The sequence below is a fragment of the Microbacterium istanbulense genome, from assembly GCF_037204145.1.
Classification (GTDB): domain Bacteria; phylum Actinomycetota; class Actinomycetes; order Actinomycetales; family Microbacteriaceae; genus Microbacterium; species Microbacterium istanbulense.
The window spans coordinates 60,380-87,006 of the sequence record NZ_JBBDGN010000005.1 but is presented as its reverse complement, the minus strand read 5'-3'; the positions used below and the strand labels follow the sequence as shown (position 1 = coordinate 87,006).

The window sequence follows — 26,627 nt, the reverse complement described above, 5'->3', positions numbered from 1 at the left end:
CGCGCCTGCGCACGACCGGCGCGTGGGCGCAGACCCGGCGCGTCGGGCGGCTCCGGTCTCGGAAGGGAGCACGCGTGCTTCGAGAGACCACGCTTGTGCTTCGAGACCACGCTTGTGCTTCGAGACCGCGCCTGCGTGGCGAGACCGATGTCGAGGACACGGGTTTCGGCGCAGAACGCCGGTCTCGGGATCCGCCACTGCCTCGACGCGCCACTTGTGCGCTGACGCGCCTGCGCACGACCGGCGCGTGGGCGCACAGCCGGCGCGTCGGGCGGACCGCCCTAAGAGGCATCCGTGCCGGTGCTTCGAGACCGCGCCTCTGGTTCGAGACAGCGCCTGCGTGTCGAGACCGATGTTGAGGACAAGGGTTTCGACGCAGAACACCGGTCTCGGCATCCGCCACTGCCTCGATGCGCCGGTTCTGCGCTGACGCGCCTGCGCACGACCGGCGCGTGGGTGCAGATCCGGCGCGTCGGGCGGCGGCCCCCGCGCCCGTGCGGCGGGCGGCGGGCTAGCCAGCCCGCCCGCCTCAGGCCACGACCTTGGTGCGGCGGATGCTGATGCTCACCACGGCCGCGACCGCGCAGAGCCCCGCGGCCGCGAACCACGCCACCGTGTAGTGCCCGGTCTGGTCGCGCACGATGCCGGCGAGCACGGCGGCGATGGCCGCGCCGATCTGGTGAGCCGCGAACACCCAGCCGAACACGAGCGGGCCGCGGTCGCCGAAGGCCTCGCGGCACAGCGCGATCGTCGGAGGCACGGTCGCCACCCAGTCCAGCCCGTAGATCACGACGAAGATCACGATGCTCGGCTGCACCTCGGCCGACAGCAGGCTGGGCAGGAATGCCAGCCCCACCCCACGCAGCGCATAATATGCCGCAAGCAGAATGCGCGGATTTACGCGGTCGGTCAGCCAGCCCGAGGCGATCGTGCCCAGGATGTCGAAGATCCCCACGACCGCGAGGAGTCCCGCGGCCGTGGTCTGCGCCATGCCGTGATCGTGGGCGCTCGGGATGAAGTGTGTGCCGACGAGCCCGTTGGTCGTCGCACCGCAGATTGCGAACCCGGCCGCGAGAGCCCAGAAGGTGCGGGTGCGCGCGGCATCCCGCAGCGCCGTCAGCGCGAGCCGTGCGGCGTTCGTCTTCGGCGCAGGGGGTGCGGGTGGAGCGTCCGCCGCCTCACCGTACCGACGCACGCCGAGATCGCTCGGGCGATCGCGCAAGAAGATCCACACCAGCGGCACGACGAGTAGCGAGCCACCGGCGATGATGAGGGATGCCGTCCGCCAGCCGTACTCCTCGGCGGCCAGGGCCATCACGGGCAGGAAGATCAGCTGCCCGGTGGCGCTGCCGGCGGTGAGCACGCCAGACACAAGCCCACGCCGCTTCACGAACCAGGTGTCGGTGATCGTCGCCGCGAACACGAGCGCCATCGACCCGGTGCCGAGGCCAATCAGCATCCCCCAGGTGAGGATCAGCTGCGCGGGCGACGAGACGAACACCGTGAGCGCTGAGCCGGCACCGATGATGAGGAGGGCGATCACCGTCACCAGCCGGATGCCGAAGCGCTGCATGAGTGCCGCCGCGAACGGCGCGATCAGGCCGTACAGCAGCAGATTCACCGTGACAGCCAGGGAGATCTCGGCCAGCGACCAGCCGAATTCCTCGTGCAACGGCAGCATGAGCACGCCAGGAGCGGCGCGGAATCCGGCCGCGCCGATGAGGGCGATGAGGGCGACGAAGGCGATGATCCAGGCGGGATGGATGCGGCGCACGCGCTCGGGCGAGGGCGCGGCCTGCGGTGCGGCGGTCATGCCGCCGCCCCCGTCAGGGCGAAGGGCGTGCCGCCCATGCTGCGTCGAGCCCAGCGGGTGCCTTCCGCGTCGAGCTCTGCCCGGCACTGATCGCAGCGGTCGACGGATGCCGCGACCGCGCCACAGTGCGCGCAGGTGACCGTGAGCCCCCAGGGGCCGTCGGGGTCGGTCGCCCGGGTGAAGTTCGCGTAGGCGTGCAGGATGGGCAGGGTCGCCTCGCCGGCATCGGTCAGCCGGTAGCCGGATCCGGATGCCTCGCGGGTGATGAGTCCGGCGTCGGTCATGGATGCCAGTCGACGCGCGAGCACGCTGTCGGCGGCCCCGGTCGCCTCGCGCAGTTCGTCGAAGCGCAGACGCCCGCTGAACATCTCGCGGAGCACGAGCAACACCCACGGGTCGGCGAGCACGTCGGCGGCATGGGCGATGGGGCAGGTCGTAGACGACCAGTCGGAGCGAAGCGGCATCCGTCTACTTTCTTAAAGAAAGCGAGCACCGTCAAGAGGGCAATCTCGACAGGCGTCCGGATGCCACGAAAAGCGCACCTTGAAGTGCCAATCACTATCCAAATCGTCGCCATACCAAGCGCAAGGCACGAATCACGACAGAAAACTCACGAAGAACCACTGGACTCGTGGCATCCGTTCCCCTAGGCTTTCGCTGTTCCAGACGCACCCGGAGTTTGCTCAATGACGACGACACCCTCGACCACACCCATTCACCTCAGCCGCGGCGACGGCAAAGGCCTCGCCGCCGGCACGCTCGGTCTGTGGGGCTCTACCGTGATCGGCTTGGCATCCACCGCACCGGTCTACTCGCTGGTGGCCACCCTCGGCTGGGTCGTGCTCGCCGTTGGGGCGCAGGCTCCCATCGCCTTCATCGTCGCCTTCATCCCGATGCTGTTCATCGCCTTCGCGTACCGGGAGCTCAACCGCGAGATTCCCGACTGCGGCACCACGTTCACGTGGGGCACCAAGGCGTTTGGACCCTGGGTGGGCTGGATGGGTGGCTGGGGCGTGGCCGTGGCCGGCATGGTCGTGCTCGCCAACCTTGCCCAGATCGCCAGCATCTACTTCTGGGCGCTGCTCGGTCAGGAGTTCGCGAACAACGACTGGCGGGTCATCCTCGTCGCGGTCGCCTTCATCGCGGCGATGACCTGGGTCAGCTGGCGGGGTGTCGAGATCGGCGAGCGCATCCAGAACATCCTGCTCGCCGTTCAATATGCCGCCCTCGGCATCTTCGTGGTCGCCGCTCTCGTGCAGTACTTCAGCGGCACGGCTCCCGGCGCCACGGCCTTCGACTGGGAGTGGATGAACCCGTTCGCCTTCACCTCGTGGAGCGGCTTCACCGAGGCCGTGCTGCTGGCGCTGTTCATCTACTGGGGCTGGGACACCTGCCTCGCCCTGAACGAGGAGACCAAGGACCCGAAGCGCACCCCGGGCGCCGCCGCGCTGCTCACCTGCGTCATCCTGCTCGTCACCTACGTCGCCGTCACGATCGCCGCGATGATGTACGCCGGGCTCGGTGAGGACGGTGTCGGGCTCGGCAACGAAGCCAACGCCGATGACTTCTTCCTCGCGATCCGTGACGGACTGCTCGGCCCGTTCGGCTGGGTGCTCGTCGTCGCCGTGCTCATCTCGGCGGTCTCGTCGACCCAGACGACGATCCTGCCGACCGCCCGCGGCACGCTCGCCATGGGCGTCTACCGCGCGCTGCCGGAGAAGTTCAAGGACGTGCACCCGCGGTATAAGACACCGTCGTTCTCGACCCTCGTGATGGGCGTCGTCGCGTCGCTGTACTACATCGGCATGACCCTGATCAGCGACAACATCCTGCAGGACTCGATCCTCTCGCTGGGTCTGGCGATCGCCTTCTACTACGCCATCACCGGCTACGCCTGCGTCTGGTACTTCCGCGCCGAGCTGTTCACCTCGGCACGCAACTTCTTCTACAAGGGCCTGTTCCCGCTGCTCGGCTCGCTCATGCTCACGTTCGCCTTCGTGCAGTCGGCGATCGACATGTGGGACGTCGACTACGGCTACTCCGTGCTGTTCGGCATCGGCGGCACCTTCGTGGTGGGCATCGGCTCGCTCGCGATCGGTGTCGTGCTGATGCTGCTGTGGTACCTGTTCCCCCGCTCGAAGCGCTTCTTCGCCGGCGAGAGCCTGAACCGCGACACCCCGGTTCTCGTCCCCGACGAGCCGGGCGATCTCACCCGTTCGATCGACGGAGGCATCTGACATGCGCATTCTCATCATCGGCGCCGGTGGCGTCGGCTCGGCCGCGGTCCGCATCGCCGTGCGTCGTGAGTTCTTCGACGCGCTCGTCGTCGCCGACTACGATCCGGCGCGTCCGCAGGCGCTCGTCGACGCCCTCGACGACCCGCGCCTGACGGCCGCACAGGTGGACGCCTCGTCAGCGGCATCCGTCGCCGCACTCATCCGCGAGCACCGCATCACGCACGTGCTCAACGCCGTCGATCCGCGGTTCGTCATGCCGATCTTCGACGGCTGCTTCGACGCCGGCGCCACCTACCTCGACATGGCGATGAGCCTGTCGCATCCGCACCCCGACCGTCCGCACGAGCTGACCGGGGTGAAGCTCGGGGACGAGCAGTTCGCGAAAGAGGGGGAGTGGGCGGATGCCGGCCGGCTCGCGCTCGTCGGCATCGGCGTGGAGCCCGGCCTATCGGACGTGTTCGCCCGCTACGCCGAGGATGAGCTGTTCAGCGAGATCGACGAGCTCGGTGTGCGCGACGGCGCCAACCTCGTCGTCGCCGGGTACGACTTCGCCCCCTCGTTCTCGATCTGGACCACCATCGAGGAGTGCCTGAACCCACCGGTCGTCTACGAGCAGGACCGCGGCTGGTTCACCACCGCGCCGTTCTCCGAGCCGGAGGTGTTCGACTTTCCCGAGGGCATCGGCCCCGTCGAGTGCGTGAACGTCGAGCACGAGGAGGTGCTGCTCATGCCCCGGTGGACGGGCGCGAAGCGCGTCACCTTCAAGTACGGGCTCGGTGACGAGTTCATCGAGGTGCTGAAGGTGCTGCACAAGCTGGGCCTGGACCGCACAGAGAAGGTCACCGTCAAGGGGGTCGAGGTGTCACCGCGCGACGTCGTCGCCGCCGTCCTCCCCGACCCCGCCACGCTCGGCGACAAGATGAGCGGCAAGACGTGCGCGGGCGTGTGGGTGCGCGGCACCGGAAAAGACGGCCGGCCCCGCTCGACCTACCTCTACCACGTGGCCGACAACGAGCAGACGATGGCCGAGTACGGCTCCCAAGCCGTCGTCTGGCAGACCGCGATCAACCCCGTGATCGCCCTGGAACTGCTCGCCACCGGCGTGTGGTCGGGCACCGGCATCCTGGGCCCGGAGGCCTTCGACGCGCGTCCGTTCCTCGACCTGCTCGCAGCCCCCGCGCCCGCCGGCTACGGCTCGCCGTGGGGCATGGAGGAAAAGCCGCTCTGAGCCGCGCCTCCGCTCAGTCGGCGACGCGGGCGGCGATGTCGCTGCGGTAGTGCGCGCCGTCGAGAGCGATCCGGCCGATCGCGTCGTACGCGCGGGCGCGGGCGTCGGTGAAGTCGGTGCCGGTCGCGACGACGTTCAGCACACGGCCGCCCGTGGCCACGAGCGAACCCCCCGGGGCATCCGGTCCTGCGGTCGCGGCGTGCACGATCTGCACACCGTCGACGGATGCCGCCTCCGCGAGGCCCTCGATGAGTCGACCGGTCTGCGGCGCCTCGGGATAGCCCTCGCTGGCGAGTACGACGGTGATCGCGACGTCGTCGGAGAAGACAGGCTGCGGTTCGTCCTCGAGATTTCCGGATGCCGCGGCGAGCAGCAGCTGCGAGAGGGGAGTGACCAGGCGCGGCAGTACGACCTGCGTCTCGGGGTCGCCGAAGCGGGCGTTGAACTCGATCACCCGCACGCCGGCGGGCGTGAGGATGAGGCCGGCGTAGAGCAGGCCGATGAACGGGGTGCCCTCGGCATCCAGCTGGCGGATGACGGGCAGAGCAACGTCGCGGGTGACCTCGTCGACGAACGCGTCGATGCTGCCGAACTGCTCCGCCAGCCACGGCAGCGGCGAGTAGGCACCCATGCCGCCGGTGTTGGGGCCCTCGTCGCCGTCGAAGGCGCGCTTGAAGTCCTGCGCGGGGCTGAGCGCGCGCACCGTGTCGCCGTCGCTGAGGAAGAACAGTGACACCTCGGGGCCGGTGAGGAACTCCTCGACGAGCACCGGGCCTGCGGGCAGGTACTGTTCGGCGTGCGCGAGAGCGGCCGCGCGGTCGTCGGTGACGATGACACCCTTGCCAGCCGCGAGGCCATCGGCCTTGACGACGTAGGGGGCGCCGAGATCGTCGAATGCCGCCTCGACGTCGGCCGTGGATGCCGCACGCACGGCGCGGCCGGTGGGAACGGAGGCGGCCTCCATGATGCGCTTGGCGAAAGCCTTCGACCCCTCCAGCTGCGCGGCCGCACGACCGGGGCCGAACACGGGGATGCCGCGCCCGCGCAGCGCGTCGGCGACGCCGGCGACGAGCGGCGCCTCGGGGCCGATGACGACGAGGTCGATGCCGTTCGTGTTGGCAAAGTCGGTGACGGCGGCGCCGTCGAGCTGGTCGAGGTCGACGAGGGTGGCATCCTGCGCGATGCCGGCGTTGCCGGGGGCGGCGAAGATCTCGTGCTCTGCTGCCTCGGAACGCAGGGACAGGATGATCGCGTGCTCGCGCGCGCCGGAGCCGAGGACCAGGATCTTCATGCCGCCCAGCCTACCGGCGGGGGAGGGCTCGGTTTCGGTGCGAGTCAGAGCTGGATCGGGCGCTCATCGCTGCGATCCCACGGGATCGTCCAGCCGGCAGCGTCGAAGAGGGCATCGAGCACCATGGCGGTGAATCCCCACACGATCGTGCCGTCGAGATCAAAGGCCGGGCCGCGGAACGTGCGCCCCATGCGGTGCAGCGTGGAGGTGTAGCGGGTGGCCGGGTCGAGCAGCTGCGCCACCGGCACACGGAACACCTCAACGGTTTCGGCGTGATCGACGGCGGCGACGCGGGAGGGGGACCGCCACCACCCCAGCACCGGGGTCACGGAATGGTTGCTGGCGGCGAGCGGCAGCTCCGGCAGCGTGGCGAGCACCTCGACGCCGTCGGGGTCGAGGCCGGTCTCCTCCTGCGCTTCACGCAGGGCGGTCGCGACGTCATCGGCATCCTGCTCTTCGCGACGCCCACCGGGGAACGAGACCTGTCCCGGGTGCGACGAGAGGGTCGCGGCGCGGCGTTGCAGCAGCACGTCGAGATCGGCCGCGACGGTGGCGTCGTCTGACCGCGCGGGCACGTCGTCGAGTCGTCCGAAGAGCACCAGCACTGCGGCGGGGTGTGCCCGACCGACGATCGGGGGGTACCGGTCGGCCCAGGCGCTGCCGCTGCGGGCGGCGGCGAGTAGTTGGGCACGCGCTCCGCGCAGGTTCTCGGATGCTGTCATCGATTCGAGCCTATGCCTCGCGTCGTACTCTGGGGTCATGCCCACCCGCAGGATCGATACCGCCGACGGACGTGCCGCGCTCGCCGCCGTCGACGCCGGCACCGCCGCTCGCCCGCAGACGGCGATGGCGGTGCGGTACCTGCTGCAGCTGCTCGACGAGAAGGCACCGGGCAACAGCGTCGAGGTGCGGGTGCCGCCGTTCGGCGCGGTGCAGGTCGTGCAGGGGCCGCGCCACACTCGCGGTACGCCGCCGAACGTCGTGGAGATGGACGCCGCCACCTGGATCGTCCTCGCCACCGGCGCGGAATCCTGGTCGGATGCCGTGGCCGCAGGCCGTGTGAGCGCGTCGGGCGTGCGCGCCGACCTGTCTGATCTGCTCCCCCTGCGCCCCTGACCTGCCCCTGCACCGACCCGTCTCCTCCCCCCGTCCCCACCCGGACCCCGGACCCCGAGCCCGGACCCCGGACCCCGAGCCCGGTTTGGGGCGGATTCTCGCGTTCGGGGCGCCCCAGCGCCGCCCCAAACGCACGATCGCGCCCCAAACCCGGCAGATGGAGGGGGAGCGTGGGACAATGGATGCATGGCACGCAACACCGAACAGGAGACCGTCGAGGCGACGATCCGTCCCGTCCCGCGCTACGGCGTCTTCATGGGGGTGGGCGTCGTGGTCGGGCTGATCGCGGCCGCATTCCTCACCTGGATCGGCAGCTACGAGCCGTCTGCTGCCCTTGATGTGGTGTACCCGGCCGGGCAGGTGTTCGGCTTCCTGCTGCTGTGGACCGTGCCGATCGGCCTCGCCCTCGGCGGCGTCGTGGCCCTGCTCCTCGAGCGCACCTCGCGCAAGCACGCCCGCACGGTGCGCGTTTCGCACGAGACCGTCACGACCGACGACTGATCAGGCCAGCTCGGCGATCACCGGTTTGATCGCTGCGTCGAAGGCGACCACGTCCCGGCGCAGACCGTCGGTGACGGCGACGCTCAGCGCACCGATCCACCAGATGCCGCGCTGCGAGAACGGCAACACCTGCACGTTCAGCTCGAAGGAGTGGGCCCGGCGGCCCACTTCGCGTTCGAACTCGGCGATCGCGCTGGCGTAGGCGCGGTAGGCATCGCCGCTGCGGCTGACCGACTCCACATACTTCTTGTGCGTGCCCGTGGCGTAGTCGAGGACGGATGCCGCGAGCGGCTCGATCGCCCTGCGCAGCTCGTCTGCCCCGCTGGTCGGCAGGGCGACGAGCGTGTCGAAGCCGTCGACGAGATCGAGCGGAACCCCGGAGCGGTGCGCGCGCGGCTCCACGGTCATGTCCCAGTAGTCGCTCCACTGAGACTCGAGCTCGGGGCTGGCATCCGGTGCATCCGGGGCGCGAACCTCGAGACCGCGCAGGGCCGGGAGATCATCCGGTGCGCGCACGCCGAGCAACTGTCGCAGCGCGAGCGCGACGAGCACCGGGGTGCTCGCGTCTTCGCGGATGAGCCACTGCGGCTTGTCTGCCATGGCCCCATCGTAGGAGGCGGAGGCCCGTCGGTCACCCGGCCCGCGGCACCGGGCGCGGCGGGTACGCTTGAGGTGTGGCAGACTCCCCCACCAATCCCTACGCCGAGGCCGGCGTCGACACCGCTGCTGGTGACCTGGCCGTCGAGCTGATGAAGTCGTCCGTCCGCGCGACCCACGGACCCGAGGTGCTCGGAGGAGTGGGCGGGTTCGCCGGCCTCTTCGATGCGAGCGCGCTGCTGGGCTACCGGCGCCCGCTGCTGGCATCCAGCACCGACGGCGTCGGCACCAAGGTCGCGATCGCGCAGGCGATCGACAAGCACGACACGATCGGTCAGGATCTCGTCGGCATGGTCGTCGACGACATCGTCGTGGTCGGTGCGAAGCCGCTGTTCATGACCGACTACATCGCCTGCGGCAAGGTGTACCCGAACCGCATCGCCGACATCGTGCGCGGCATCGCCGAGGCCTGCGCGGCGACGGGCACCGCGCTCGTCGGCGGCGAGACCGCGGAGCACCCGGGTCTGCTGGGTGTGCGCGACTACGACGTCGCGGGGGCGGCGACGGGTGTCGTCGAGGCGGATGCCGTACTCGGCGCCGACCGCGTACAGGACGGCGACGTCGTGCTCGCCCTCGCCTCGAGCGGTCTGCACTCGAACGGCTACTCGCTCGTGCGGCACATCGTCACGAACGCGGGCATCGGCTACGGCGACAACGCCGCCGACTTCGGCGCGACCTGGGGCGAGGTTCTGCTCGAGCCGACGCGCCTGTACACGCTGCCGCTGCTGCGCCTCATCGAGGCCCTGGGCCCTTCGACAGGCTCAGGGACCCAGACGGGCTCAGGGGCCCAGGCAGGCTCTGCGGCCCAGGGCGGCGTGCACGCGCTCAGCCACGTCACCGGTGGCGGCATCGCCGCCAACCTCGCCCGCGTGCTGCCGGTGGGCAGCTGGGCAGAGATCGACCGCTCGACCTGGACGCCGAGCCCGGTCTTCCGGGTGCTGGCCGACATCGCCGGCACGCCGATCGAGCAGACCGAAGGCACCTGGAACCTCGGCATCGGCTTCCTCGCGGTGGTCGCGGCCGAAGCGAAGGATGCCGCCATCGCCGCGATCAAGGCCGAGGGCATCGACGCCTGGCAGGTCGCGACGGTGCACATGAACGCGCGCCCTGACGGCGCATTCGAAGAAGGCGCCAAGGGCGTCGACGGTGGTGCGGTGCGTCTGGTGGGCGCGTACGCGGACGGAGCGAACTAACACCCCATGTGCGGCATCGTCGGAATGGTCGGCAACGGCCCGGTCAACCAGGACATCTACGACGCTCTTCTGCTTCTGCAGCACCGCGGGCAGGATGCCACGGGCATCGCCACTGCAGAGCCCAGCGGCATCATGCACCTCGCCAAGGCTTCCGGCATGGTGCGCGAGGCATTCCGTACCCGCGACATGCGCTCGCTGCTGGGCAACGTCGGCCTGGGGCATGTGCGCTACGCCACCAAGGGCACCGCGTCGAGCGAGGAGGAGATGCAGCCGTTCTACGTGAACGCGCCCTACGGCATCATCCTCGTGCACAACGGCAACCTCACCAACACCCGTGAGCTGACCGAAGACATGGCGCAGCGCGACCGCCGCCACGTCAACTCGTCGAGCGACACCGAGCTGCTGTTGAACGTGCTCGCCGGTGAGCTGCAGGCGACCACCTCCACGGTCGATCTCGAGCCGGAGCGGATCTTCGAGGCCGTCGCCAACACGCACAAGCGCATCGAGGGTGCGTACGCGGTGATCTCGATCATCGCCGGCTACGGCCTGCTGGCCTTCCGCGACCCGTTCGGCATCCGTCCCCTCATCCTCGGCCGCCGCCGTGCGGCGGGAGACGAGACCTCGGTCGGCGACGAGTGGGTCGTAGCCAGCGAGTCGCTCGTGCTCGAGAACGGCGACTATGAGGTGGTCCGCGAGGTCGAGCCCGGCGAGGCCGTGTTCATCACGACCGACGGGGAGCTGTTCACCAAGCAGTGCGCCGAGAACCCGCAGCTGACCCCGTGTGCGTTCGAGTACGTCTACCTGGCCCGTCCCGACTCGATCATGAACGGCGTCTCGGTTTACGAGTCGCGGCTGCGCATGGGTCAGCGTCTGGCTGACACCATCGCCAAGCACGTGCCGCTCGACGAGATCGACGTGGTCATGCCGATTCCCGACTCGTCACGGCCGTCGGCGATGGAGGTGGCACGCAAGCTGGGCAAGGAGTACCGCGAGGGCTTCTACAAGAACCGCTACGTCGGCCGCACCTTCATCATGCCGGGGCAGGCGGTGCGCAAGAAGAGCGTGCGGCAGAAGCTGAACGCGATGTCGGCCGAGTTCCGCGGCAAGAACGTGCTGCTCATTGACGACTCGATCGTGCGCGGCACGACGAGCCAGCAGATCATCCAGATGGCGCGGGATGCCGGCGCGACCTCGGTCATCTTCGCTTCGGCCGCCCCGCCCGTGCGGCACCCGCACGTGTACGGCATCAACATGCCGTCGCGGCATGAGCTGATCGCCCACGGCCGCACGATCCCCGAGATCGCCGAGGAGCTCGGTGCCGACCGGATGGTGTACCAGGAGGTCGAAGACCTCAAGGCGGCCATTATCGAAGGCTCCGACCTGACCGATCTCGACATGTGCTGCTTCGACGGCCGCTATGTCACCGGCACGGTCACCGACGAGTACCTCGACTGGGTCGAGAAGTCCCAGTCATCATGACGGTTGCGCCGCTGTGGCGCGGGCGTGTGCTCGCGGTGCTCGGCATCCTGCTCTGCGCATTTTCGCTGCGTTCCGCGGTCGCCTCGCTCTCGCCGGTGGTCGATCAGATCGGCGCCGACTTTCCGCTGTCGGCGGCGACGCTGGGCCTCATCGGCACGATGCCACCGGTCTGCTACGCCATCTTCGGGCTGCTGACACCGCTGCTCGAGCGCACGATGGGCCTGGAACGGCTGACGGTGGTCTCCCTCGGGGCGATCACGGCCGGACTCCTGCTGCGCGGCTTCGTCGGCGATTCGATCGGTCTGCTGCTGACCACCGCACTGGTCTTCGCCGGCGTCGGCATCGGCAACATTCTGCTGCCGCCCCTGGTGAAGAAGTACTTCCCCGACCGGCTCGGGCTGATGATGACGCTGTACACGACGGCGATGGCGTTCTCGACGTTCGTGCCGCCGCTGCTCGCGGTGCCGGTGGCGGATGCCACGAACTGGCGCTTCTCGCTGGCGATGTGGGGCGTGTTCGCGGTCGCCGGGATGATCCCGTGGATCGTGATGCTGCTGGGGGCCCTTCGACAGGCTCAGGGACCCGCGGCGTCGGAGCCGGGGGCTCAGGGGCCGACCCTTCGACAGGCTCAGGGACCCAAGGGTCCGGAGCCTAGGGCTCAGGGGGCCAAGGATCCGGGGGAGGAGTTCGTGGCGACCGGGCCCATCCCGACGTCGCCGACGAACCTGGCGCTCTTCGCGCGGCTCACCCGCATTCCGCTGGTCTGGGCACTGTCGGTGACCTTTGGCACGTCGTCGACGATGGCCTATGTGACATTCGCGTGGCTGCCCGCGATCCTCGTCGACATCTCTGGAGTGTCAGCGGCGACGGCTGGCCTGCTGCTGTCGCTGTTCGCCTTCATCGGGCTCCCCGCCTCCCTGCTCGTGCCCGTGCTCGTGGTGCGCTTCCAGGCGACCATTCCGGTCTTCCTCGTGTCGGTGGTGTGCAGCGCCATCGGACTCGTGGGTCTGCTGCTCGCCCCCTTGCCGGCCCTGCTGCCCCTGTGGGTGGTGCTGTACGGCATGGCGGGTCTGCTCTTCCCGCTCAGCCTCGTGCTCATCAGCATCCGCGCCCGCACGCCCGAGAGGGCGGTGCTGCTGTCGAGTTTCGTGCAGAGCGCCGGCTACGTCATGGCGGCGGTGTTCCCCGTGCTCATCGGTGTGCTGCACGAGGCGACGCACGGGTGGACGCTGCCGCTGCTCGTCATCCTCGCCGTGCTGATCGTGTCGGTCCCGGCCGGCATCGTGACCGGCCGCCGCATCACCGTCGAAGAAGAGTGGGAGCGGCGACACGGCCGCTGGTGAGGCGCGTCAGCCGCACGAGGGCTCACTCCTCGTGCGGACCGAGCAGCGGGGCGCTGACGAACGTCGCTTCCGCTGAGAGCAGATGCTCGAGTTCGAGCACGGTCACGGTGTTGCGGCCCGCGTGCGTCACGGGAGCCGGCACGTAGAGCGTCTGGGCGGGTCCTGTGCGCCAATAGCGACCGAGGGCGAAACCGTTCACGAACGCGAAACCCTTGCCCCACCCGGTCGTCTCGAGGAACAGGTCGGCGCCAGCATCCAGCTCGAACGAGCCCTGCCACATGGTCGGGGTGCCAGCACGCACGGGAGTCAGCGCCGCCTCAGCTGCAGCGGCAACCGGCGTCGCGGTCCACCCGGTCAGCGGCGCGCCGTCGAGCAGCGCCGGGCCGATCAGGCCCTTCTCCTCACCGAGATGGTGGTCGTAGTTGACTCGCCCCTGGTCTTCGACGAGCACGCTGAGCGTCTCGCCGGCGGGGATCGCGAGGGCGCGCTCGCCGAGTGAGCGGGAGATGCGCCCGACAGAGACGCCGTCGACTGACACCCATGCGAGGTCGCGCACCTCGGTGAACGACAGCAGACCACCGCGGCCGTCAAGCGACGTCTCGTAGCGCACAAGCGGGTCCAGCGTGCCCAGAGCATCGAAGGTAGGTGGTGCCTCAGACAGGGATGCGGCGGGGGCGGCATCCGTCCATGAACCCCCCGGCGTGAGCGGCACGGCGAATTCGGGCGCGGGCGTGGCTGCGGCGACAGCATCCGTCGGAACCGACGTGTACTTCGCCAGCACCTCGCGGAATGCGTGGAACTTCGCCGTCGGGTTGCCCGCTTCATCCAGCGGGGCGTCGTAGTCGTATGAGGTCGCCAGCGGCAGGTACCGCCCCTTGTGATTGGCGCCGTTCGTGGTGCCGAAGTTCGTGCCGCCGTGGAACATGTAGATGTTCACCGAGGCGCCGGCGGCCAGCAGCGCGTCGAGATCGGATGCCGCCGTCGCCGCATCCGTGGTGTGGTGCACGCCGCCCCACCAATCGAACCAGCCGTCCCAGAACTCCGAGCACATCAGCGGGCCAGTGCTCTGGTGTTCGCGCAGCGTCGCAAGTCGTTCGGCGACGCGGGAGCCGAACGACCCGGTGCGGTGCAGCGTGTCGAGGCTGCCGTCCTCAAGCATCCGATCCAACGGCTGATCGACCGTCGTGAGCGGCACGGTGATGCCGGCATCCTTCGTGACGCGCACGAGCTCTTCCAGATAGCGTGCGTCCGACCCATAGGCGCCGTACTCGTTCTCGATCTGCACGAGCACCACGCGCCCGCCACGGTCGATCTGCCGCGGCGCGACGATCTCGTACACACGGCGCAGGTAGGCCGTGACCTCGGTCAGATAGCGTTCGTCCGAGGAGCGCAGGTCGACAGCCATGCCGGTCAACCACACGGGCAGGCCGCCGTTGTGCCATTCCGCGCAGATGTAGGGGCCGGGGCGCACGATGGCATCCATCCCCTCGGCGGCGATGAGATCCAGGAAGCGCCCGAGGTCGTTTGCGCCGGTGACATCCCACTCGCCGCGGCGCGGCTCGTGCGCGTTCCAGGCGACGTACGTCTCGATCGTGTTCAGCCCCATCAGCTTCGCCTTGCGGATGCGATCGGCCCACAGATCCGGGTGCACGCGGAAGTAGTGGATCGCGCCGGAGAGGATGCGATGCGGTGCGCCGTCGCGCAAGAAGTCGGTCTGACCGATCGAGAAGGTGCTCACAGGGGTGCTCCCGGAAAAGGCCGGGGGAGGACGGACAGGCCGCCCTCCCCACGGATGGACGTGCTTAGGGGTTGACGGAGAAGCCCTGGTCGTTGCCGTAAGCGACGAGGGCGTCCTGCCAGGCGACGAGACCGTCGTTCAGGTCAGTGCCGTCCTGATAGGCCTGGCCGACGGTGTCGCCGAAGATGCTGTTGCCATAGACCTGGAACGGCAGGTACTCCCAGCCGGTCACCACGGACGCTGCGGCGTCGGCCAGCACCCGGTTGATCTCCTGGCCGCCGAAGTACTCGGGGGCAGCAGAGAGGAACTCCTCGCTGGAGAGCTCGGCCGTGGTCGAGGGGAAGCCGCCGGTCTCGAGGAAGATCGAGATGCTCTCCTCGCTGTTGTTCAGCCACCACAGGAAGCCTGCCGCGAGCTCCGGGTTGGCGCTCTGCTTGGTGACGGCCTGACCGCCACCACCGTTCTCCGCGCTCGCCGGCTGGCCGTCGTACGTGGGCATCGGGGCCACTCGCCAGTCGCCTGACGCATCGGGGGCACCGGAGATGAGGTTGGCGGGCATCCACGCGCCGATCACCAGCGAGGCGAGCTTGCCGTTGCTGAGCGACTGGAACCACTCATCGCTCCAGCTGCCGTAGGGGGCAAGGAGGTCTTCCTCGACGAGGCGGTTCCAGTTTTCGGTCCACTTCTTGCTTCCGGCATCCTGCAGGTCGACGGTCACTTCGGTGCCGTCGGTCTGGAACGGCTGTCCGCCCGCCTGCCAGATCATCGAGGTCGCGAAACCGGCGTCACCGATGTCGTTGGTGATGTAGGCCTGTGGGTCGGCCTCGTGGATGGCCTTGGCGGCCTCGTAGTACTCGTCCCATGTGGTGGGCACTTCGACGCCCGCGGCATCGAAGACCTCCTGGTTGTAGAACAGCGCCATGGGGCCCGAGTCCTGCGGCAGGCCGTAGATGGCGTCACCGGCGGTGACCGAGCTCCACGTGGATGCGGTGTAGTCCTCTTCCAGCTCACCGAAGCCGTAGGCCGACAGGTCGACGAACGCATCGGTCAGGGCGAACTGCGGGAAGGCGTAGTACTCGATCTGCACGACGTCGGGGGCGCCGGAGCCCGCCTTGATCGCGTTCTGCAGCTTGGTGTACTCGTCGTTGTTGGTGCCCGCGTTGACGAGCTTGACGTCGACCTTCGGATACGCCTTCTCGAATGCGGCGACCTGTGCTTCCGCCGACGGCGTCCACGACCAGTAGGTGAGCTCACCGCCTTCTTCCAGTGCGGCTTCGATCGAGTCGAGCGAGCCGGATGCCGCCGGCTGGTCGGCGCCGTCGGTGGTGCTGCCTCCGCCGCACCCGGCAAGGGTGAGGGCTGCGACAGTGCCGATGGCCGCGACGGCGGTCAGCCGCCGCGCACGGAAAGTGAGGTGCGTCATTGCGTTTCTTCTTTCGGTTGGGGCCGCCAGGGCAGGCGGCGGTCGGAGTGTTCTATTGCTTGACGCCACCGGCGGTGAGGCCGGACTGCCAGAACCGCTGCAGCATCAGGAAGGCGACGACGATGGGGATGATCGTGAGCAGCGAGCCCATGATCACCAAGTTGTAGATGGGCTGCGATCCGGCGCCGATCGCTTGGGCGCTCCACTGGTTCAGACCCACGGTGAGCGGATACCAGGCCGGGTCGGAGAGCATGATCAGGGGCAGGAAGTAGTTGTTCCAGGTCGCGACGACCGTGAACAGCACCACCGTGACGATGCCGGGCGCGAGCAGGCGCAGCGAGATGGTGAAGAACGTGCGGAACTCGCCGGCACCGTCGATGCGAGCAGCTTCGAGCAGTTCCGTGGGGATGGCATCCGAGGCGAACGTCCAGATGAGATAGAGACCGAACGGACTGATCAGCGACGGGATGATCACGGCCCAGGGCGTGTTCGTCAGGCCCAGCTCGCTGAACAGCAGGAAGGTCGGCACCGCGAGGGCGGTGCCGGGCACGGCGACCGCACCGAGCACGATCGCGAACACGGCCCGGCGGCCGGGGAAGCGGTACTTGGCCAGCCCGTAGCCGGCGAGCGTGGCGAGGAGCGTCGCGCCGCCCGCGCCCACGACGACGTACAGCAGCGTGTTGCCGAGCCACCGCAAGAAGATGCCGTCGCGATAGGTGAGGGTGGCGACGAGGTTGTCAATGAAGGCGTTGTCGTCGGCGAACCACAACCCGAACGAGCTGAACAGCCCGGCCTGCGTCTTGGTGGACGAGAACAGCAGCCACAGCAGCGGCACGACCGTGTAGAGACCGTAGACGATCATCACGATGAGCAACGTCTTCGAGGTGCGGACGCCGCCGGCGCGGCGGGCACCGCCGTCGGTCGTGGTGCGGCGGGTGGATGCCGGAGCGATCGTGAGGGCCATCAGCGCACCTCCGCCCGCGAGCCGCGCAGCTGCACGACGTAGGCGATCACGGCCGTGATGATGCCCATGATGATCGCGACGGTGGCGGCGTAGTTGAACTGCTGGCCCGCGAAGGAGAGGTTGTAGGCATACATGTTGGGTGTGTAGAAGGTCGTGATCACATTGGGGGCGAGCGGACGCAAGATGTTCGGCTCGTTGAACAGCTGGAAGCTGCCGATGATCGAGAAGATCGTGGCGATGACGATCGCGCCGCGCAGCGCCGGGATCTTGATCGCCGTGATGATGCGCCACTGACCGGCGCCGTCGATCGCCGCGGCCTCGTACAGCTCGCCGGGGATGGTCTTGAGCGACGAGTAGAAGATCAGCATGTTGTAGCCGACGAACTCCCACGTGACGATGTTGCCGATCGAGACCAGCATCCATTCCTTGGCGAAGGGGGTGATCAGCTCGAAGCCGAGCATTTCGTTGACGTTGGCGGTGAGACCGAATTGGTCGCCGTAGATGTAGCCCCACATGAGCACCGCCACCACGGCGGGCACGGCGTAGGGGAGGAAGACCAGGATGCGGAAGAACGACGCTCCCCGCAGGCGGCCGCTGTCGATCGCCAGCGCCGCGCCGAGTGCGAGGGCGAGCATGATCGGCACCTGCACCACGAGGAACACCAGCACCCGGCCGAACGCCGACCAGAACTGCGGGTCGGCGAGGGCGGTGGCGTAGTTCTCGAAGCCGACGAAGACCGTGCCTCCGACGAGCTGCTGGCGGAACAGGCTCAGGTACAGCGCGTAGGCGAGCGGGGCCAGGAAGACCAGCGCGAACACGATCATGAACGGGGAGACGAAGGCCCACCCTCGCCAGTCGCGCTTGTCGGTGCGCGAGGCGACGCGCAGCGGTAGCGCGGGCGTCGTTGTCGTCATTGGCAAAGTCCTCTGGTGCGAGATCCCGACGGATCGGGGATGTGTCAACGTCAACATATGTCATCACGCGCTAGTGTGTCAACGTCAACATAGGAAGAGTGGGTGAAGTGAACTCGCAGCATCCGACAGGTGTCCGCCGGCGTGAACCGTCGATGGAAGACGTGGCCCGAGAGGCCGGTGTCTCCGGCCAGACTGTCTCGCGCGTCGTGAACGACCGCGGCTACGTCGGGGCGGCCACGCGCGAGAAGGTCACCGCCGCGATGGCCAGGCTGGGGTACCGGCCCAACAGCGCGGCCAGGGCGCTGCGATCGGGGCGGTTCCGCACTCTCGGCGTGATCATGTTCACCCTCGCTCCCTACGGAAACCACCGCACGCTCGACGCGATCGCCTCACGTGCGACCGAAGCCGGCTACACGCTCACCCTGATCCCCGTCGATGCCTCCAATCGGGCGACGGTCAACGGGGCGTTCAGCCGGCTTGAGGAGCACGCGGTCGACGGCATCATCATCCTGATCGAGGCGCACGAGCTCGACGGCTCCGAGATCGAGATCCCGCCGGGCATGCCGATCGTCGTGATCGACTCGAACAAGCGCTTCGGGCATCCGTTCGTCGACATCGACCAGGCACAGGGCGCTCGCACCGCGGTGGAGCACCTGCTGGCGCTCGGGCACGAGACCGTGCATCACGTCGCCGGTCCGCCCGAGTCGTATGCGGCCGAGCGGCGGCAGCACGCGTGGCGTGCGGTGCTCGAAGAGCACGGTCTGCCGGTGTCAGAACCGCAGCCAGGCGACTGGTCTGCCCGCTCCGGTTACGAGGCGGGATTGCGGCTCGCCGCTGACCCGAGTGTCACGGCAGTGTTCGCGGCCAACGACGCCATGGCGATCGGGGTGCTGCGCGCATTCCATGAGCAGGGCATCGCCGTGCCCGCGCAGGTCAGCGTGGTCGGTTTTGACGATGTTCCGGATGCCGCGTACCTGTGGCCGCCGCTGACGACGATCAGGCAGAGCTTCGATGAGGTCGGTCGTCGCGCGGTCGACGCGCTCATCGCCGAACTCGACGGTGATGAGCCGATCGATCAGGAGTTCATCGCGACCGAGCTCATCGTGCGAGAGAGTACGGCGAAGAAGCCGACGCGCTGACCACAGTCAACGCGTCGGCTCAGCCGAGAGGCAAGCTCAGGCTCGCTCTAGCTCGTCCTCGTCTTCGTCGGCGTACTGATCCGCCCACTTGTCGACGTACTGCTCTTCTTCGCTCGGATGACCGAGCTCACGCTCGAGCGCCGCGTAGTTCACATCAGGGCTGTAAGCCTTGAGTTCACGGGCGATCTTCGTGTGCTTCGCCTTCTGACGGCCACGCCCCATGCGCGAGACCCCCTTACGAGTCGGCAGCGGGCTCAATGAGGCCCGATGTTCTGTTCACGGCACCGGCCGCGGGCCGGTAAGAGTAGCATTCAGGATAGCACGCACGCCACAGCATCCGGCCGTACAACGACCGGTGAGGGGAACGATGGTCATGACGGATTCCACGCCCGCCGCATCGGACGAGGCCGCCCAGAATGCAGCACTGCAGAAGGCTGTGATCGTCGGCATTCAGCCGGATCAGCCGCCGCATGTGCTCGACGAGGCCGTCAAGTACGCCAAGCTGCTCGGCGCGCCGCTGGTGATCGTCCATGTCGACGTGACGCGGTTCGTCACCTACGAGGATCCCGACGGCTACGTGCACTCCGCTCCGATCGACATGAACCTCGACGCGGGCGTCGCCGAGTTCGAGGCTGTGCAGAAGGCAGCCGAGGAGCAGATGGGTGACCAGGGCATCACCTGGACCGCCCGTCAGCTGGTCGGTGACCCGGCTCTGGCGATCAAGCAGCTCGCCGACAAGCTCAACGCTCAGCTGATCGTCGTCGGCACGCGCAAGCGCGGCCTGGGTGAGTCGATCCGCGAGTTCTTCACCGGTTCGGTGGCCGCACGTCTCGCGCACCGCCAGCACCGCTCGATCCTCGTCGTGCCGCAGGGCGAGCAGGTGCCGGACGACCAGAAGGACATCTGGACCGAATAGCCAGATGTCCTCCCGGTGGGGGTCGTGTGCCCGAATGGGCGTCAGGACGGATTCAACGCCCGGGTGATCTGATGCGCGGCCGCGTCCAGCGCGGCATCGAGCTCGCTGACCACCGCGGGAGCGAGGGTTCCTCCCTTGGCGACGTGCGTGCGCAGATCGGTGCGCACCTGGGCGCGGAAGGCGTTCAACACGGCATCCGCCCTGTGCAGCTCGGCCCGGCTCTCGGCGCGCGCGTCGTTCGACGGCGCCCGGGGGGTCTCGGGTGGCGACTGCTCCTGCGCGGCGGCGGCAAGATCGGCCCGCAGGCTCTTCATCGCCTCCTGCACGCTCTGGCGCACCTCGTTCGCGATCAGCCGTACCGAATCCGCCAGGCCCGACTCGATGCCCGCGAGGTCACCCTGGCGCGCCTCCAGCTCCGCCCGGCCGGCGTCGGTGATGGCATAGATCGTGGTGCGGCCGTCGGCGGTCTTGGTGACCAGGCCCTCTTCCTCGAGCTTCGCCAGCCGCGGGTAGATCGTGCCAGCGCTCGGGGTGTAGGTGCCGCCGGTGCGATCGGTCAGCGCCTGGATGATGCCGTAGCCGTGCTGCGGCGATTCGGCCAGCAGCGACAGCAGGTACAGTCGCAGGTCGCCGTGTGAGAAGACGGCGGGACTCATGACTCCCACTCCTCGTCGTCGGCGACGGTCGTGAGCGGCCGGCGCACCACGGTGATGCCGCCCGAGACCGAGTTGGCACGCACATCGACGAAGCTGCCGGCGAGCTCGCCGACCTGCCCGGAGTAGGAGGTCGGTCCGCTGCTGGAGCGCTCGACGCCGTCGACCAGCAGCTTGCCGCTGAGGGTGCGCAGCACGTAGTTCGCCGAGGTGATGGCATCAAGGCGGATCGTGCTCGAGCCCGCCACGGTGTTGAGGTTGATCGTGTTCACGTCGCCGGTGGCGTCGACGAGCATCGAACCAGAGACGGTGTCGATCGACGCCTTGCGCAGCGTGCCGGTCACAGCGACATCGCCGGAGACGCTGTTGGCCGTCACCGAGCCGGTCAGCTCGCGCACCTGCACGTCGCCCGAGACGGAGTTGGTCGCCAGGTCGCCGGTCAGGGTGTCGGCGATGATGTCGCCGGAGACGGTGCTCAGGCGCACGTCGTTGCGGATGCCCGAGACGAGGGCCCCCGCGCTGACGACACCGAGGTTGAGGGCGATATCGCGCGGCACGGCCACGCTGACCTCGGCCTTGGGCCCGCCGGATCCGAAGTTGCGAAACACTTCGAGGAAGTTGTCCCAGCCCAGCTGCGGGTGGTCGATCTCGATCTGGGTGCCGTCGGATTCGATGCGCAGGTCTTTGATCGTGACGCCGGTCACCTCGATGCGGATGCCGGGTTCGTCGTGGGCGATGACGTCGACCTGGCCGCCGACGAGACCCACCTTGAGGCGGGATGCCGATGCGATGTCGATCACGCGTTCCTCGCCCGGGGCGATGAGCCACTTCTCGGTCATGGGGGGTTCTCCTTGGTCACGGCGATTCAAGATATATCGCGTATGGCGAGAGTAACACGATATATCTCGAAATGCACCCGTGCGTGCCTGTGAAAACGCCCACATGGCCACCCTGCGAGAGGGCGACCATGTGGGCGCTGTCGACTCGTTCGCGCTCAGAGCGCCGGAGGCGTGTGCCAGATCCGATCGATGTAGTCGCCGATCGACCGGTCCGACGAGAAGAAGCCGGTGCGGGCAACGTTGAGGATCGCGCTGCGGGTCCAGGCATCCTGATCCGCGTAGGCCGCATCCACCCGGCCCTGCTCGGCGACGTACGAGGCGAAGTCGGCGAGCACCATGAAGCGGTCTTCGTAGAGCAGGTTCGACACCACCGGCTCGAACACCGAGCGGTCGCCGTGGGAGAACGCGCCGGAGGCGATGAGGTCGATCGCCGCACGCAACTGCGGGTCGGCCTGATAGAACTCGCTCGGCCGGTAGCCGGCCGTCTCGAGTGCATCCACCTCGGGCTCGCTCATGCCGAACAGGAAGAAGTTGTCGTCGCCCACGAGCTGACGGATCTCGACGTTCGCGCCGTCGTCCGTGCCGATCGTGAGAGCGCCGTTCAGGGCGAACTTCATGTTGCCGGTGCCCGAGGCCTCCTTGCCGGCCAGTGAGATCTGCTCAGACAGATCGGCGGCCGGGATCACGCGCTCGGCGAGCGTGACGTTGTAGTTCGGCGGGAACAGCACCTGCAGGCGGCCCTCCAGGCGGGCATCGTTGTTCACCACCTCGCCGACGGCGTTGATCAGGTGGATGATCCGCTTGGCCATCGCGTAACCCGGCGCGGCCTTGGCGCCGAAGATCACCGTGCGCGGCACGACGTCAGAGACCGCCACGCGTCCCGAGACCACGCCCTCATAGGTGCTGACGATGTGCAGCACCTTCAGCAGCTGGCGCTTGTACTCGTGCAGGCGCTTGACCATCACATCGAGCATGTGCCCGTCGCTCACCGCGAAGCCGTCGCGCTCGCGTAGCACCGTGCTCAGCACACGCTTGTTCGCGGCCTTCACCTCGGCGAACGCGCGGCGGAAGTCGGCATCCTCGGCGAACGGCTCCAGCTCGCGAAGCCGCTCGAGATCGGTGACCCAGCCGTCGCCGATTGCCGCGGTGATCAGGCGCGACAGCTCGGGGTTCGACAGCCGCAGGAACCGCCGCGGGGTGACGCCGTTGGTGACGTTGGTGAACTTGCCGGGGAAGAACGCGTCGAAGTCGGGCAGTACCTTCTCGCGCAGCAGCTGCGAATGCAGCTCGGCCACGCCGTTCACCTTGGCCCCGGCGACGGTGGCGAGGTACGCCATCCGTACCGAACGCACCGGATGCTCCGCGATGATCGACATGTTGCGGATGAGCATCTCGTCATCGCCGTACTGCGCGCGCACCGCCGTGAGGAACTCCTCGTTGATGCGGTAGATGATCTCAAGGTGCCGCGGCAGGAGCCGACCGAGCAGCTCGACCGGCCATACCTCTAGCGCCTCCGGCAGCAGGGTGTGGCAGGTGTAGGCGAAGCACTGCTGGGTGATAGCCCACGCGGCATCCCACTCCATGTGCTTCTCGTCGACGAGCACCCGCATGAACTCGGGCACCGCGATCACCGGGTGTGTGTCGTTGAGCTGGAAGATCACCCGGTTGGGCAGGTTGCTGAGGTCGTAGCCCTCGCTCAGCATGTTGTCGAGGAAGTCGTGGATGGATGCCGCGACGAAGAAGTACTGCTGCTGCAGACGCAGCTCCTTGCCCTGCGGGGTGGAGTCCTCGGGATAGAGCACCTTCGAGATGGTCTCGGCGAAGGTCTGCGCGCGCACGGCCTCTTCGTAGTCGCCGGAGTTGAAGATGCGCAGGTCGAAGGCGTCGGTGGCGACGGCGCTCCACAGACGCAGGGTGTTGACCCGCCCGTTCTGGTAGCCGGGGACCATGTAGTTGTACGGCACCGCCTGGACGTTCCAGCCCGGCACCCAGCGCGAGCGGGTGACGCCCTCGTCGTCGTAGGTCTCGGTGTGGCCGCCGAACGAGATGGTCTGGGCGTTCTCGGGGTGGGCGAACTCCCACGGCGAGCCGACCGTCAGCCATGCGTCGGGCTGCTCGACCTGCTGCCCGTCGACGAACGTCTGGCGGAAGATGCCGTACTCGTAGCGGATGCCGTAGCCGATGCTCGGCACGCCGAGCGTGGCCAGAGAGTCGATGAAGCAGGCGGCGAGGCGTCCGAGGCCACCGTTGCCGAGGCCGGGCTCGACCTCTTCGGCGCGGATGTCATCGAGCGAGATGCCGCACTCGGCGAGGGCCTCGCGAGCGATCTCGGTGAGGTCACTGGCGAGCAGGTTGTTGTCGAGCTGGCGACCGAGCAGGTACTCGGCCGACAGGTAGCAGACACCCTTCGACTGCGTCTCGCGCTGGCGACGCAGATCTTCGAGCCAGCGGGCCATGAGGTAGTCGCGCACCGTGTGGGCCACCGCCAGGTACTGGTCGGTGGCACTCGAACTCGACAGGGCGACGCCCTGATCGAAATTGAGGTTGTGCAGGAACTGCTCGACGAAGCCGTCTTTCGTGCTCGCGGGAGCGAAGACGGGGGCCAAGGCAAGGGGGTGGGTGGGGCTGAGGGAATCTGGCACGTATCGACCGTAGTCATTCCTCGCGCGGGATGCGAAACATTTCTTCTGACGCGGGTTGACCTTTACGTTGCGTCAACTTTTACGGTGGAAACATCGACAGAGAAGGAGGATGCGATGGACTGGTCCATCCAGGAGATCGCCCGGCTGGCGGGCACCACCAGCAGGACGCTGCGTCACTATGACGACATCGGCCTGCTGCGGCCCTCGCGCATCGCCCTCAATGGCTACCGACACTACGATCAGGCCGCCCTCGTGCGCCTGCAGCGCATTCTGCTGCTGCGCGGGCTGGGGCTCGGCCTGCCGCAGATCGGCCAGGCCCTCGATGGTGCCCCTCGCGGGGCTCTGCGCGAGCGCAACGAGACCAGCGGGCAGATCGATGCCTTGCAGACGCATCTCGTGCTGCTGCGGCAGGAGCAGGATGCTCTCGCGCGGCGCATCGCCTCTGTCGAACACACCATCACCACATTGAAAGAAGGAGGAGAACTCATGGCCGAGAACATGTTCGACGGCTTCGACCACACCCAGTACAAGGACGAGGTGGAGCAGCGCTGGGGCGCCAAGGCCTACGCCGAGGGCGACCGCTGGTGGCGCGGCATGACCGACGCCGAGCGCGCCGATTGGCAGCGCCAGGTGACCGAGCTCAGCGCAGACTGGGCGGCTGCCGCCGAGCGCGGCGTCGACCCGGCATCCGCTGAGGCGCAGGAGCTCGCCCGCCGCCACGTCGCCTGGCTGACCGGCATCCCTGGCACCCCTGCGGCTGGCGGAGACGTCAAGGGCTACGTGATCGGACTCGGCGAGATGTACGTCGCCGACCCGCGCTTCGGGGCGAACTACGCCACGAGCGACGGTGGCACACAGGGGGCGGAGTTCGTGCGTGACGCGCTGCGCGTGTACGCCGAGGCCCAGCTGTAAGCCGCACGCGGGTCGCACGTTCGGGAGGAGATCTCACGTTCGGGAGGAGGAATCCCACCCAGGGCTCCTCCCGAACGTGAGATCTCCTCCCTTGTGCGTGGCCCCCTCGGCTCGATAGCGTGATGCTAAACGTTTCACAACTCGCCGAGGAGAGCCATGACCCGCCCGAACGTGCTCGTGATCGTGTCGGATGACCACGGCTACGCCGACCGCTCGGCGATGGGGGTCGATCCTGCCGTGCATACCCCCGCACTTGATCGGCTTGCTGCACAGGGCGCCACCTGCGACGAGGCCTATGTCACCGCTCCGGTGTGCTCGCCCTCGCGGGCCGGCCTCATCGGCGGCGCCTACCAGCAGCGCTGGGGTGCGCACTGGTTCGACGACTCGTCGATTCCCGGCGAAGACCACCAGACGCTCGCGGAGCGGATGCGGGATGCCGGCTACCGCACGGGCTACTACGGCAAAGTGCATTACGGAAAAGAGCACGAGGGCGATCGGGGCACCCCGCCCGAGCACGGCTTCGAGGACTCGTTCTACGGCCTCGCCGGACTCTCGATGGGGCGACTGAACTATCTGCACCACTCGCAGGCGGCCGTCGACGAGTACGGCGCCGCGGCCAAGGCGATGGCCGTGCAGCCGCTCTCTGAGAACGGGCAGCCGGTCGAGGTCGAACGCTTCCTCACCGACGAGATCGCCGATCGCGCCGCCGCGTTCATCGGCGCAGGCGACGAGCGCCCGTTCTTCGCGATGGTTGCCTTCAACGCGGTGCACAACTTCTGCTGGCAGCTGCCGCCCGAAGAGCTCGAGGCCCGCGGCTTGCCCGCGGTCGAGGACTGGTACCCGGGGGCATCCGACTACCTCGACTGGTACGACGGTGCGATCAGCCCGAATCTGCCGGATGGCCGCGGCTACTACCTCGCGCAGCTCGAGCTCATGGATGCCCAGATCGGGCGACTCCTCGACCAGCTCGACGACCTCGGAATAGCCGGGGAGACCATCGTGATCTACACCACCGACAACGGGGGCTCGAACTGCAACTATGGCGTGAACACCCCGCTGCGCGGCTCGAAGTACACCCTGCTCGAAGGTGGCATCCGCGTGCCCTTCCTCGTGCGCTGGCCGGGGCACGTGCCCGCCGGCGCGCGTCGCGAGGGGCTGGTGAGCTCGATGGACATCGCCGGCACCGTCGTCGCGGCGGCGGGAGCGGATGCCGGCGGGCTTGACGGTCGCGATCTGCGAGCCTTCCTCGCCGGCGATGACGACGGCGGGCGCGGCGAGCTGCACTGGGACACGCGCTGGCAGTGGGCGGTGCGGCGGGGGGAGTGGAAGCTGCGGTTCGTCGAGGAAGACTCCGAACATGCGGCCGAGATCCGCCGGGTCGAGCACACCGAGCCCGGTGCCGGGCTCAGCCTGGTGAACCTCGCGACCGATCCCGCGGAGGAGCACGACGTCGCCTCCGAGCATCCGGAGATCGTGGCGGAACTGCTGGCCGCGCGGGCGGCGTGGCGGCGCGAGATGGATGCATCCAGCGTCCGTTGAGAACTGATCCTTGCACCTGCCGTGCGCCCATGGCACACTAGCGTTAATCGTTTAGCTAAACGATTAACTTCGGGCTCTGCCCCTTCCCCC

The 26,627-nt window shown here is 68.2% G+C and carries 24 protein-coding genes; 11 read left to right on the top strand and 13 right to left on the bottom strand.

Annotated elements, in window-relative coordinates:
* Positions 1–529 precede the first annotated feature (529 nt).
* Together WDU93_RS06975 and WDU93_RS06970 are read right to left on the bottom strand one after the other, a co-directional pair.
* Positions 530–1,813, bottom strand: a complete 1,284-nt coding sequence (locus WDU93_RS06975) for an MFS transporter (RefSeq protein ID WP_337318955.1) — start codon at positions 1,811–1,813, stop codon at positions 530–532.
* On the bottom strand, positions 1,810–2,277 hold the full coding sequence (locus tag WDU93_RS06970; protein WP_337318953.1) for a winged helix-turn-helix transcriptional regulator: 468 nt from the start codon (positions 2,275–2,277) through the stop codon (positions 1,810–1,812). The genes WDU93_RS06975 and WDU93_RS06970 overlap by 4 nt, the downstream gene beginning before the upstream one ends.
* Before the next feature lie 222 nt (positions 2,278–2,499).
* On the opposite strand from WDU93_RS06970, the gene WDU93_RS06965 reads away from it, so the two are divergent.
* Both WDU93_RS06965 and WDU93_RS06960 read left to right on the top strand, forming a co-directional pair.
* Complete coding sequence (locus tag WDU93_RS06965) at positions 2,500–4,050, top strand: APC family permease (protein ID WP_337318952.1); 1,551 nt, start codon at positions 2,500–2,502, stop codon at positions 4,048–4,050.
* A 1-nt stretch (position 4,051) separates the two neighbouring features.
* Entirely contained in the window at positions 4,052–5,278 is a 1,227-nt protein-coding gene (locus tag WDU93_RS06960) for a saccharopine dehydrogenase family protein (RefSeq protein ID WP_337318951.1), read from the top strand.
* A gap of 13 nt (positions 5,279–5,291) precedes the next feature.
* On the opposite strand, the gene purD is transcribed toward WDU93_RS06960, so the two are convergent.
* Together purD and WDU93_RS06950 are read right to left on the bottom strand one after the other, a co-directional pair.
* Positions 5,292–6,569, bottom strand: coding sequence for a phosphoribosylamine--glycine ligase (purD, locus tag WDU93_RS06955; RefSeq protein ID WP_337318949.1), 1,278 nt, complete (start codon positions 6,567–6,569; stop codon positions 5,292–5,294).
* A 44-nt stretch (positions 6,570–6,613) separates the two neighbouring features.
* Positions 6,614–7,291: an NUDIX hydrolase gene (locus WDU93_RS06950; RefSeq protein WP_337318947.1), complete on the bottom strand. Its 678-nt coding sequence runs from the start codon at positions 7,289–7,291 to the stop codon at positions 6,614–6,616.
* A 37-nt stretch (positions 7,292–7,328) separates the two neighbouring features.
* Between WDU93_RS06950 and WDU93_RS06945 the strand changes: the two genes are divergently transcribed.
* Both WDU93_RS06945 and WDU93_RS06940 read left to right on the top strand, forming a co-directional pair.
* Positions 7,329–7,685 (top strand): sterol carrier family protein, encoded by a 357-nt coding sequence (locus tag WDU93_RS06945; protein WP_337318945.1) that lies wholly within the window; start codon positions 7,329–7,331, stop codon positions 7,683–7,685.
* Between the two features lie 186 nt (positions 7,686–7,871).
* Positions 7,872–8,186, top strand: a complete 315-nt coding sequence (locus WDU93_RS06940; RefSeq protein WP_337318943.1) for a potassium transporter Trk — start codon at positions 7,872–7,874, stop codon at positions 8,184–8,186.
* On the opposite strand, the gene WDU93_RS06935 is transcribed toward WDU93_RS06940, so the two are convergent.
* Positions 8,187–8,786, bottom strand: coding sequence for a zinc-binding alcohol dehydrogenase (locus tag WDU93_RS06935; protein WP_337318942.1), 600 nt, complete (start codon positions 8,784–8,786; stop codon positions 8,187–8,189). It lies immediately after the preceding gene.
* A gap of 74 nt (positions 8,787–8,860) precedes the next feature.
* Between WDU93_RS06935 and purM the strand changes: the two genes are divergently transcribed.
* From purM to WDU93_RS06920, 3 genes are read left to right on the top strand one after another with little or no spacing between them, the layout of a single operon-like run.
* Positions 8,861–10,036, top strand: coding sequence for a phosphoribosylformylglycinamidine cyclo-ligase (gene purM / locus WDU93_RS06930; RefSeq protein ID WP_337318941.1), 1,176 nt, complete (start codon positions 8,861–8,863; stop codon positions 10,034–10,036).
* 6 nt (positions 10,037–10,042) lie between these two features.
* A complete protein-coding gene (gene purF, locus WDU93_RS06925; protein WP_337318939.1) occupies positions 10,043–11,515 on the top strand; it encodes an amidophosphoribosyltransferase in 1,473 nt (490 codons plus the stop codon).
* A complete protein-coding gene (locus WDU93_RS06920) occupies positions 11,512–12,858 on the top strand; it encodes an MFS transporter (protein WP_337318936.1) in 1,347 nt (448 codons plus the stop codon). Before purF ends, WDU93_RS06920 begins: the two co-directional genes overlap by 4 nt.
* A gap of 22 nt (positions 12,859–12,880) precedes the next feature.
* Here the strand turns inward: WDU93_RS06920 and WDU93_RS06915 are convergent, their stop codons facing one another.
* The 4 genes from WDU93_RS06915 to WDU93_RS06900 all read right to left on the bottom strand — a co-directional run bounded on the left by WDU93_RS06915 (position 12,881) and on the right by WDU93_RS06900 (position 17,897).
* A complete protein-coding gene (locus WDU93_RS06915; protein WP_337318934.1) occupies positions 12,881–14,596 on the bottom strand; it encodes a glycoside hydrolase family 35 protein in 1,716 nt (571 codons plus the stop codon).
* Between the two features lie 64 nt (positions 14,597–14,660).
* Positions 14,661–16,019: an ABC transporter substrate-binding protein gene (locus tag WDU93_RS06910; RefSeq protein ID WP_337318931.1), complete on the bottom strand. Its 1,359-nt coding sequence runs from the start codon at positions 16,017–16,019 to the stop codon at positions 14,661–14,663.
* A gap of 52 nt (positions 16,020–16,071) precedes the next feature.
* The gene (locus tag WDU93_RS06905; RefSeq protein ID WP_420064046.1) at positions 16,072–16,983 is read right to left on the bottom strand and encodes a carbohydrate ABC transporter permease; all 912 of its coding nucleotides are present in this window, start codon (positions 16,981–16,983) and stop codon (positions 16,072–16,074) included.
* On the bottom strand, positions 16,983–17,897 hold the full coding sequence (locus WDU93_RS06900) for a carbohydrate ABC transporter permease (protein ID WP_337318930.1): 915 nt from the start codon (positions 17,895–17,897) through the stop codon (positions 16,983–16,985). The genes WDU93_RS06905 and WDU93_RS06900 overlap by 1 nt, the downstream gene beginning before the upstream one ends.
* A gap of 98 nt (positions 17,898–17,995) precedes the next feature.
* Between WDU93_RS06900 and WDU93_RS06895 the strand changes: the two genes are divergently transcribed.
* Positions 17,996–19,036 carry a LacI family DNA-binding transcriptional regulator gene (locus WDU93_RS06895; protein WP_337318928.1) on the top strand — a complete coding sequence of 347 codons (1,041 nt, stop codon included), beginning with the start codon at positions 17,996–17,998 and terminating at the stop codon, positions 19,034–19,036.
* A gap of 36 nt (positions 19,037–19,072) precedes the next feature.
* Here the strand turns inward: WDU93_RS06895 and WDU93_RS06890 are convergent, their stop codons facing one another.
* Positions 19,073–19,258, bottom strand: a complete 186-nt coding sequence (locus tag WDU93_RS06890) for a DUF3073 domain-containing protein (RefSeq protein ID WP_337318926.1) — start codon at positions 19,256–19,258, stop codon at positions 19,073–19,075.
* Positions 19,259–19,409: 151 nt separating this feature from the next.
* On the opposite strand from WDU93_RS06890, the gene WDU93_RS06885 reads away from it, so the two are divergent.
* Positions 19,410–19,952, top strand: a complete 543-nt coding sequence (locus tag WDU93_RS06885; RefSeq protein ID WP_337318924.1) for a universal stress protein — start codon at positions 19,410–19,412, stop codon at positions 19,950–19,952.
* A 41-nt stretch (positions 19,953–19,993) separates the two neighbouring features.
* Here the strand turns inward: WDU93_RS06885 and WDU93_RS06880 are convergent, their stop codons facing one another.
* From WDU93_RS06880 to WDU93_RS06870, 3 genes are all read right to left on the bottom strand, one after another.
* Positions 19,994–20,608: a PadR family transcriptional regulator gene (locus WDU93_RS06880; protein WP_337318922.1), complete on the bottom strand. Its 615-nt coding sequence runs from the start codon at positions 20,606–20,608 to the stop codon at positions 19,994–19,996.
* Entirely contained in the window at positions 20,605–21,444 is an 840-nt protein-coding gene (locus WDU93_RS06875) for a DUF4097 family beta strand repeat-containing protein (protein ID WP_337318920.1), read from the bottom strand. The genes WDU93_RS06880 and WDU93_RS06875 overlap by 4 nt, the downstream gene beginning before the upstream one ends.
* A 155-nt stretch (positions 21,445–21,599) precedes the next feature.
* Positions 21,600–24,086: a glycogen/starch/alpha-glucan phosphorylase gene (locus WDU93_RS06870; protein ID WP_337318918.1), complete on the bottom strand. Its 2,487-nt coding sequence runs from the start codon at positions 24,084–24,086 to the stop codon at positions 21,600–21,602.
* Between the two features lie 114 nt (positions 24,087–24,200).
* Between WDU93_RS06870 and WDU93_RS06865 the strand changes: the two genes are divergently transcribed.
* Positions 24,201–24,998 carry a MerR family transcriptional regulator gene (locus WDU93_RS06865; RefSeq protein ID WP_337318916.1) on the top strand — a complete coding sequence of 266 codons (798 nt, stop codon included), beginning with the start codon at positions 24,201–24,203 and terminating at the stop codon, positions 24,996–24,998.
* A gap of 156 nt (positions 24,999–25,154) precedes the next feature.
* Entirely contained in the window at positions 25,155–26,537 is a 1,383-nt protein-coding gene (locus WDU93_RS06860) for a sulfatase family protein (RefSeq protein ID WP_337318914.1), read from the top strand.
* Positions 26,538–26,627: the final 90 nt, after the last annotated feature.

Excerpts from the sequence above, each read along its gene's own strand:
- WDU93_RS06910 (WP_337318931.1), bottom strand. The coding sequence starts at position 16,019 with ATGACGCACCTCACTTTCCGTGCGCGGCGGCTGACCGCCGTCGCGGCC.
- WDU93_RS06935 (WP_337318942.1), bottom strand. The coding sequence starts at position 8,786 with ATGGCAGACAAGCCGCAGTGGCTCATCCGCGAAGACGCGAGCACCCCG.
- WDU93_RS06975 (WP_337318955.1), bottom strand. The coding sequence starts at position 1,813 with ATGACCGCCGCACCGCAGGCCGCGCCCTCGCCCGAGCGCGTGCGCCGC.
- WDU93_RS06945 (WP_337318945.1), top strand. The coding sequence starts at position 7,329 with ATGCCCACCCGCAGGATCGATACCGCCGACGGACGTGCCGCGCTCGCC.
- WDU93_RS06940 (WP_337318943.1), top strand. The coding sequence starts at position 7,872 with ATGGCACGCAACACCGAACAGGAGACCGTCGAGGCGACGATCCGTCCC.
- WDU93_RS06970 (WP_337318953.1), bottom strand. The coding sequence starts at position 2,277 with ATGCCGCTTCGCTCCGACTGGTCGTCTACGACCTGCCCCATCGCCCAT.
- WDU93_RS06965 (WP_337318952.1), top strand. The coding sequence starts at position 2,500 with ATGACGACGACACCCTCGACCACACCCATTCACCTCAGCCGCGGCGAC.
- WDU93_RS06880 (WP_337318922.1), bottom strand. The coding sequence starts at position 20,608 with ATGAGTCCCGCCGTCTTCTCACACGGCGACCTGCGACTGTACCTGCTG.
- purD (WP_337318949.1), bottom strand. The coding sequence starts at position 6,569 with ATGAAGATCCTGGTCCTCGGCTCCGGCGCGCGCGAGCACGCGATCATC.
- WDU93_RS06885 (WP_337318924.1), top strand. The coding sequence starts at position 19,410 with ATGACGGATTCCACGCCCGCCGCATCGGACGAGGCCGCCCAGAATGCA.
- WDU93_RS06905 (WP_420064046.1), bottom strand. The coding sequence starts at position 16,983 with ATGGCCCTCACGATCGCTCCGGCATCCACCCGCCGCACCACGACCGAC.
- WDU93_RS06900 (WP_337318930.1), bottom strand. The coding sequence starts at position 17,897 with ATGACGACAACGACGCCCGCGCTACCGCTGCGCGTCGCCTCGCGCACC.
- WDU93_RS06890 (WP_337318926.1), bottom strand. The coding sequence starts at position 19,258 with ATGGGGCGTGGCCGTCAGAAGGCGAAGCACACGAAGATCGCCCGTGAA.
- WDU93_RS06865 (WP_337318916.1), top strand. The coding sequence starts at position 24,201 with ATGGACTGGTCCATCCAGGAGATCGCCCGGCTGGCGGGCACCACCAGC.
- WDU93_RS06950 (WP_337318947.1), bottom strand. The coding sequence starts at position 7,291 with ATGACAGCATCCGAGAACCTGCGCGGAGCGCGTGCCCAACTACTCGCC.
- WDU93_RS06960 (WP_337318951.1), top strand. The coding sequence starts at position 4,052 with ATGCGCATTCTCATCATCGGCGCCGGTGGCGTCGGCTCGGCCGCGGTC.
- WDU93_RS06875 (WP_337318920.1), bottom strand. The coding sequence starts at position 21,444 with ATGACCGAGAAGTGGCTCATCGCCCCGGGCGAGGAACGCGTGATCGAC.
- purF (WP_337318939.1), top strand. The coding sequence starts at position 10,043 with ATGTGCGGCATCGTCGGAATGGTCGGCAACGGCCCGGTCAACCAGGAC.
- WDU93_RS06860 (WP_337318914.1), top strand. The coding sequence starts at position 25,155 with ATGACCCGCCCGAACGTGCTCGTGATCGTGTCGGATGACCACGGCTAC.
- WDU93_RS06920 (WP_337318936.1), top strand. The coding sequence starts at position 11,512 with ATGACGGTTGCGCCGCTGTGGCGCGGGCGTGTGCTCGCGGTGCTCGGC.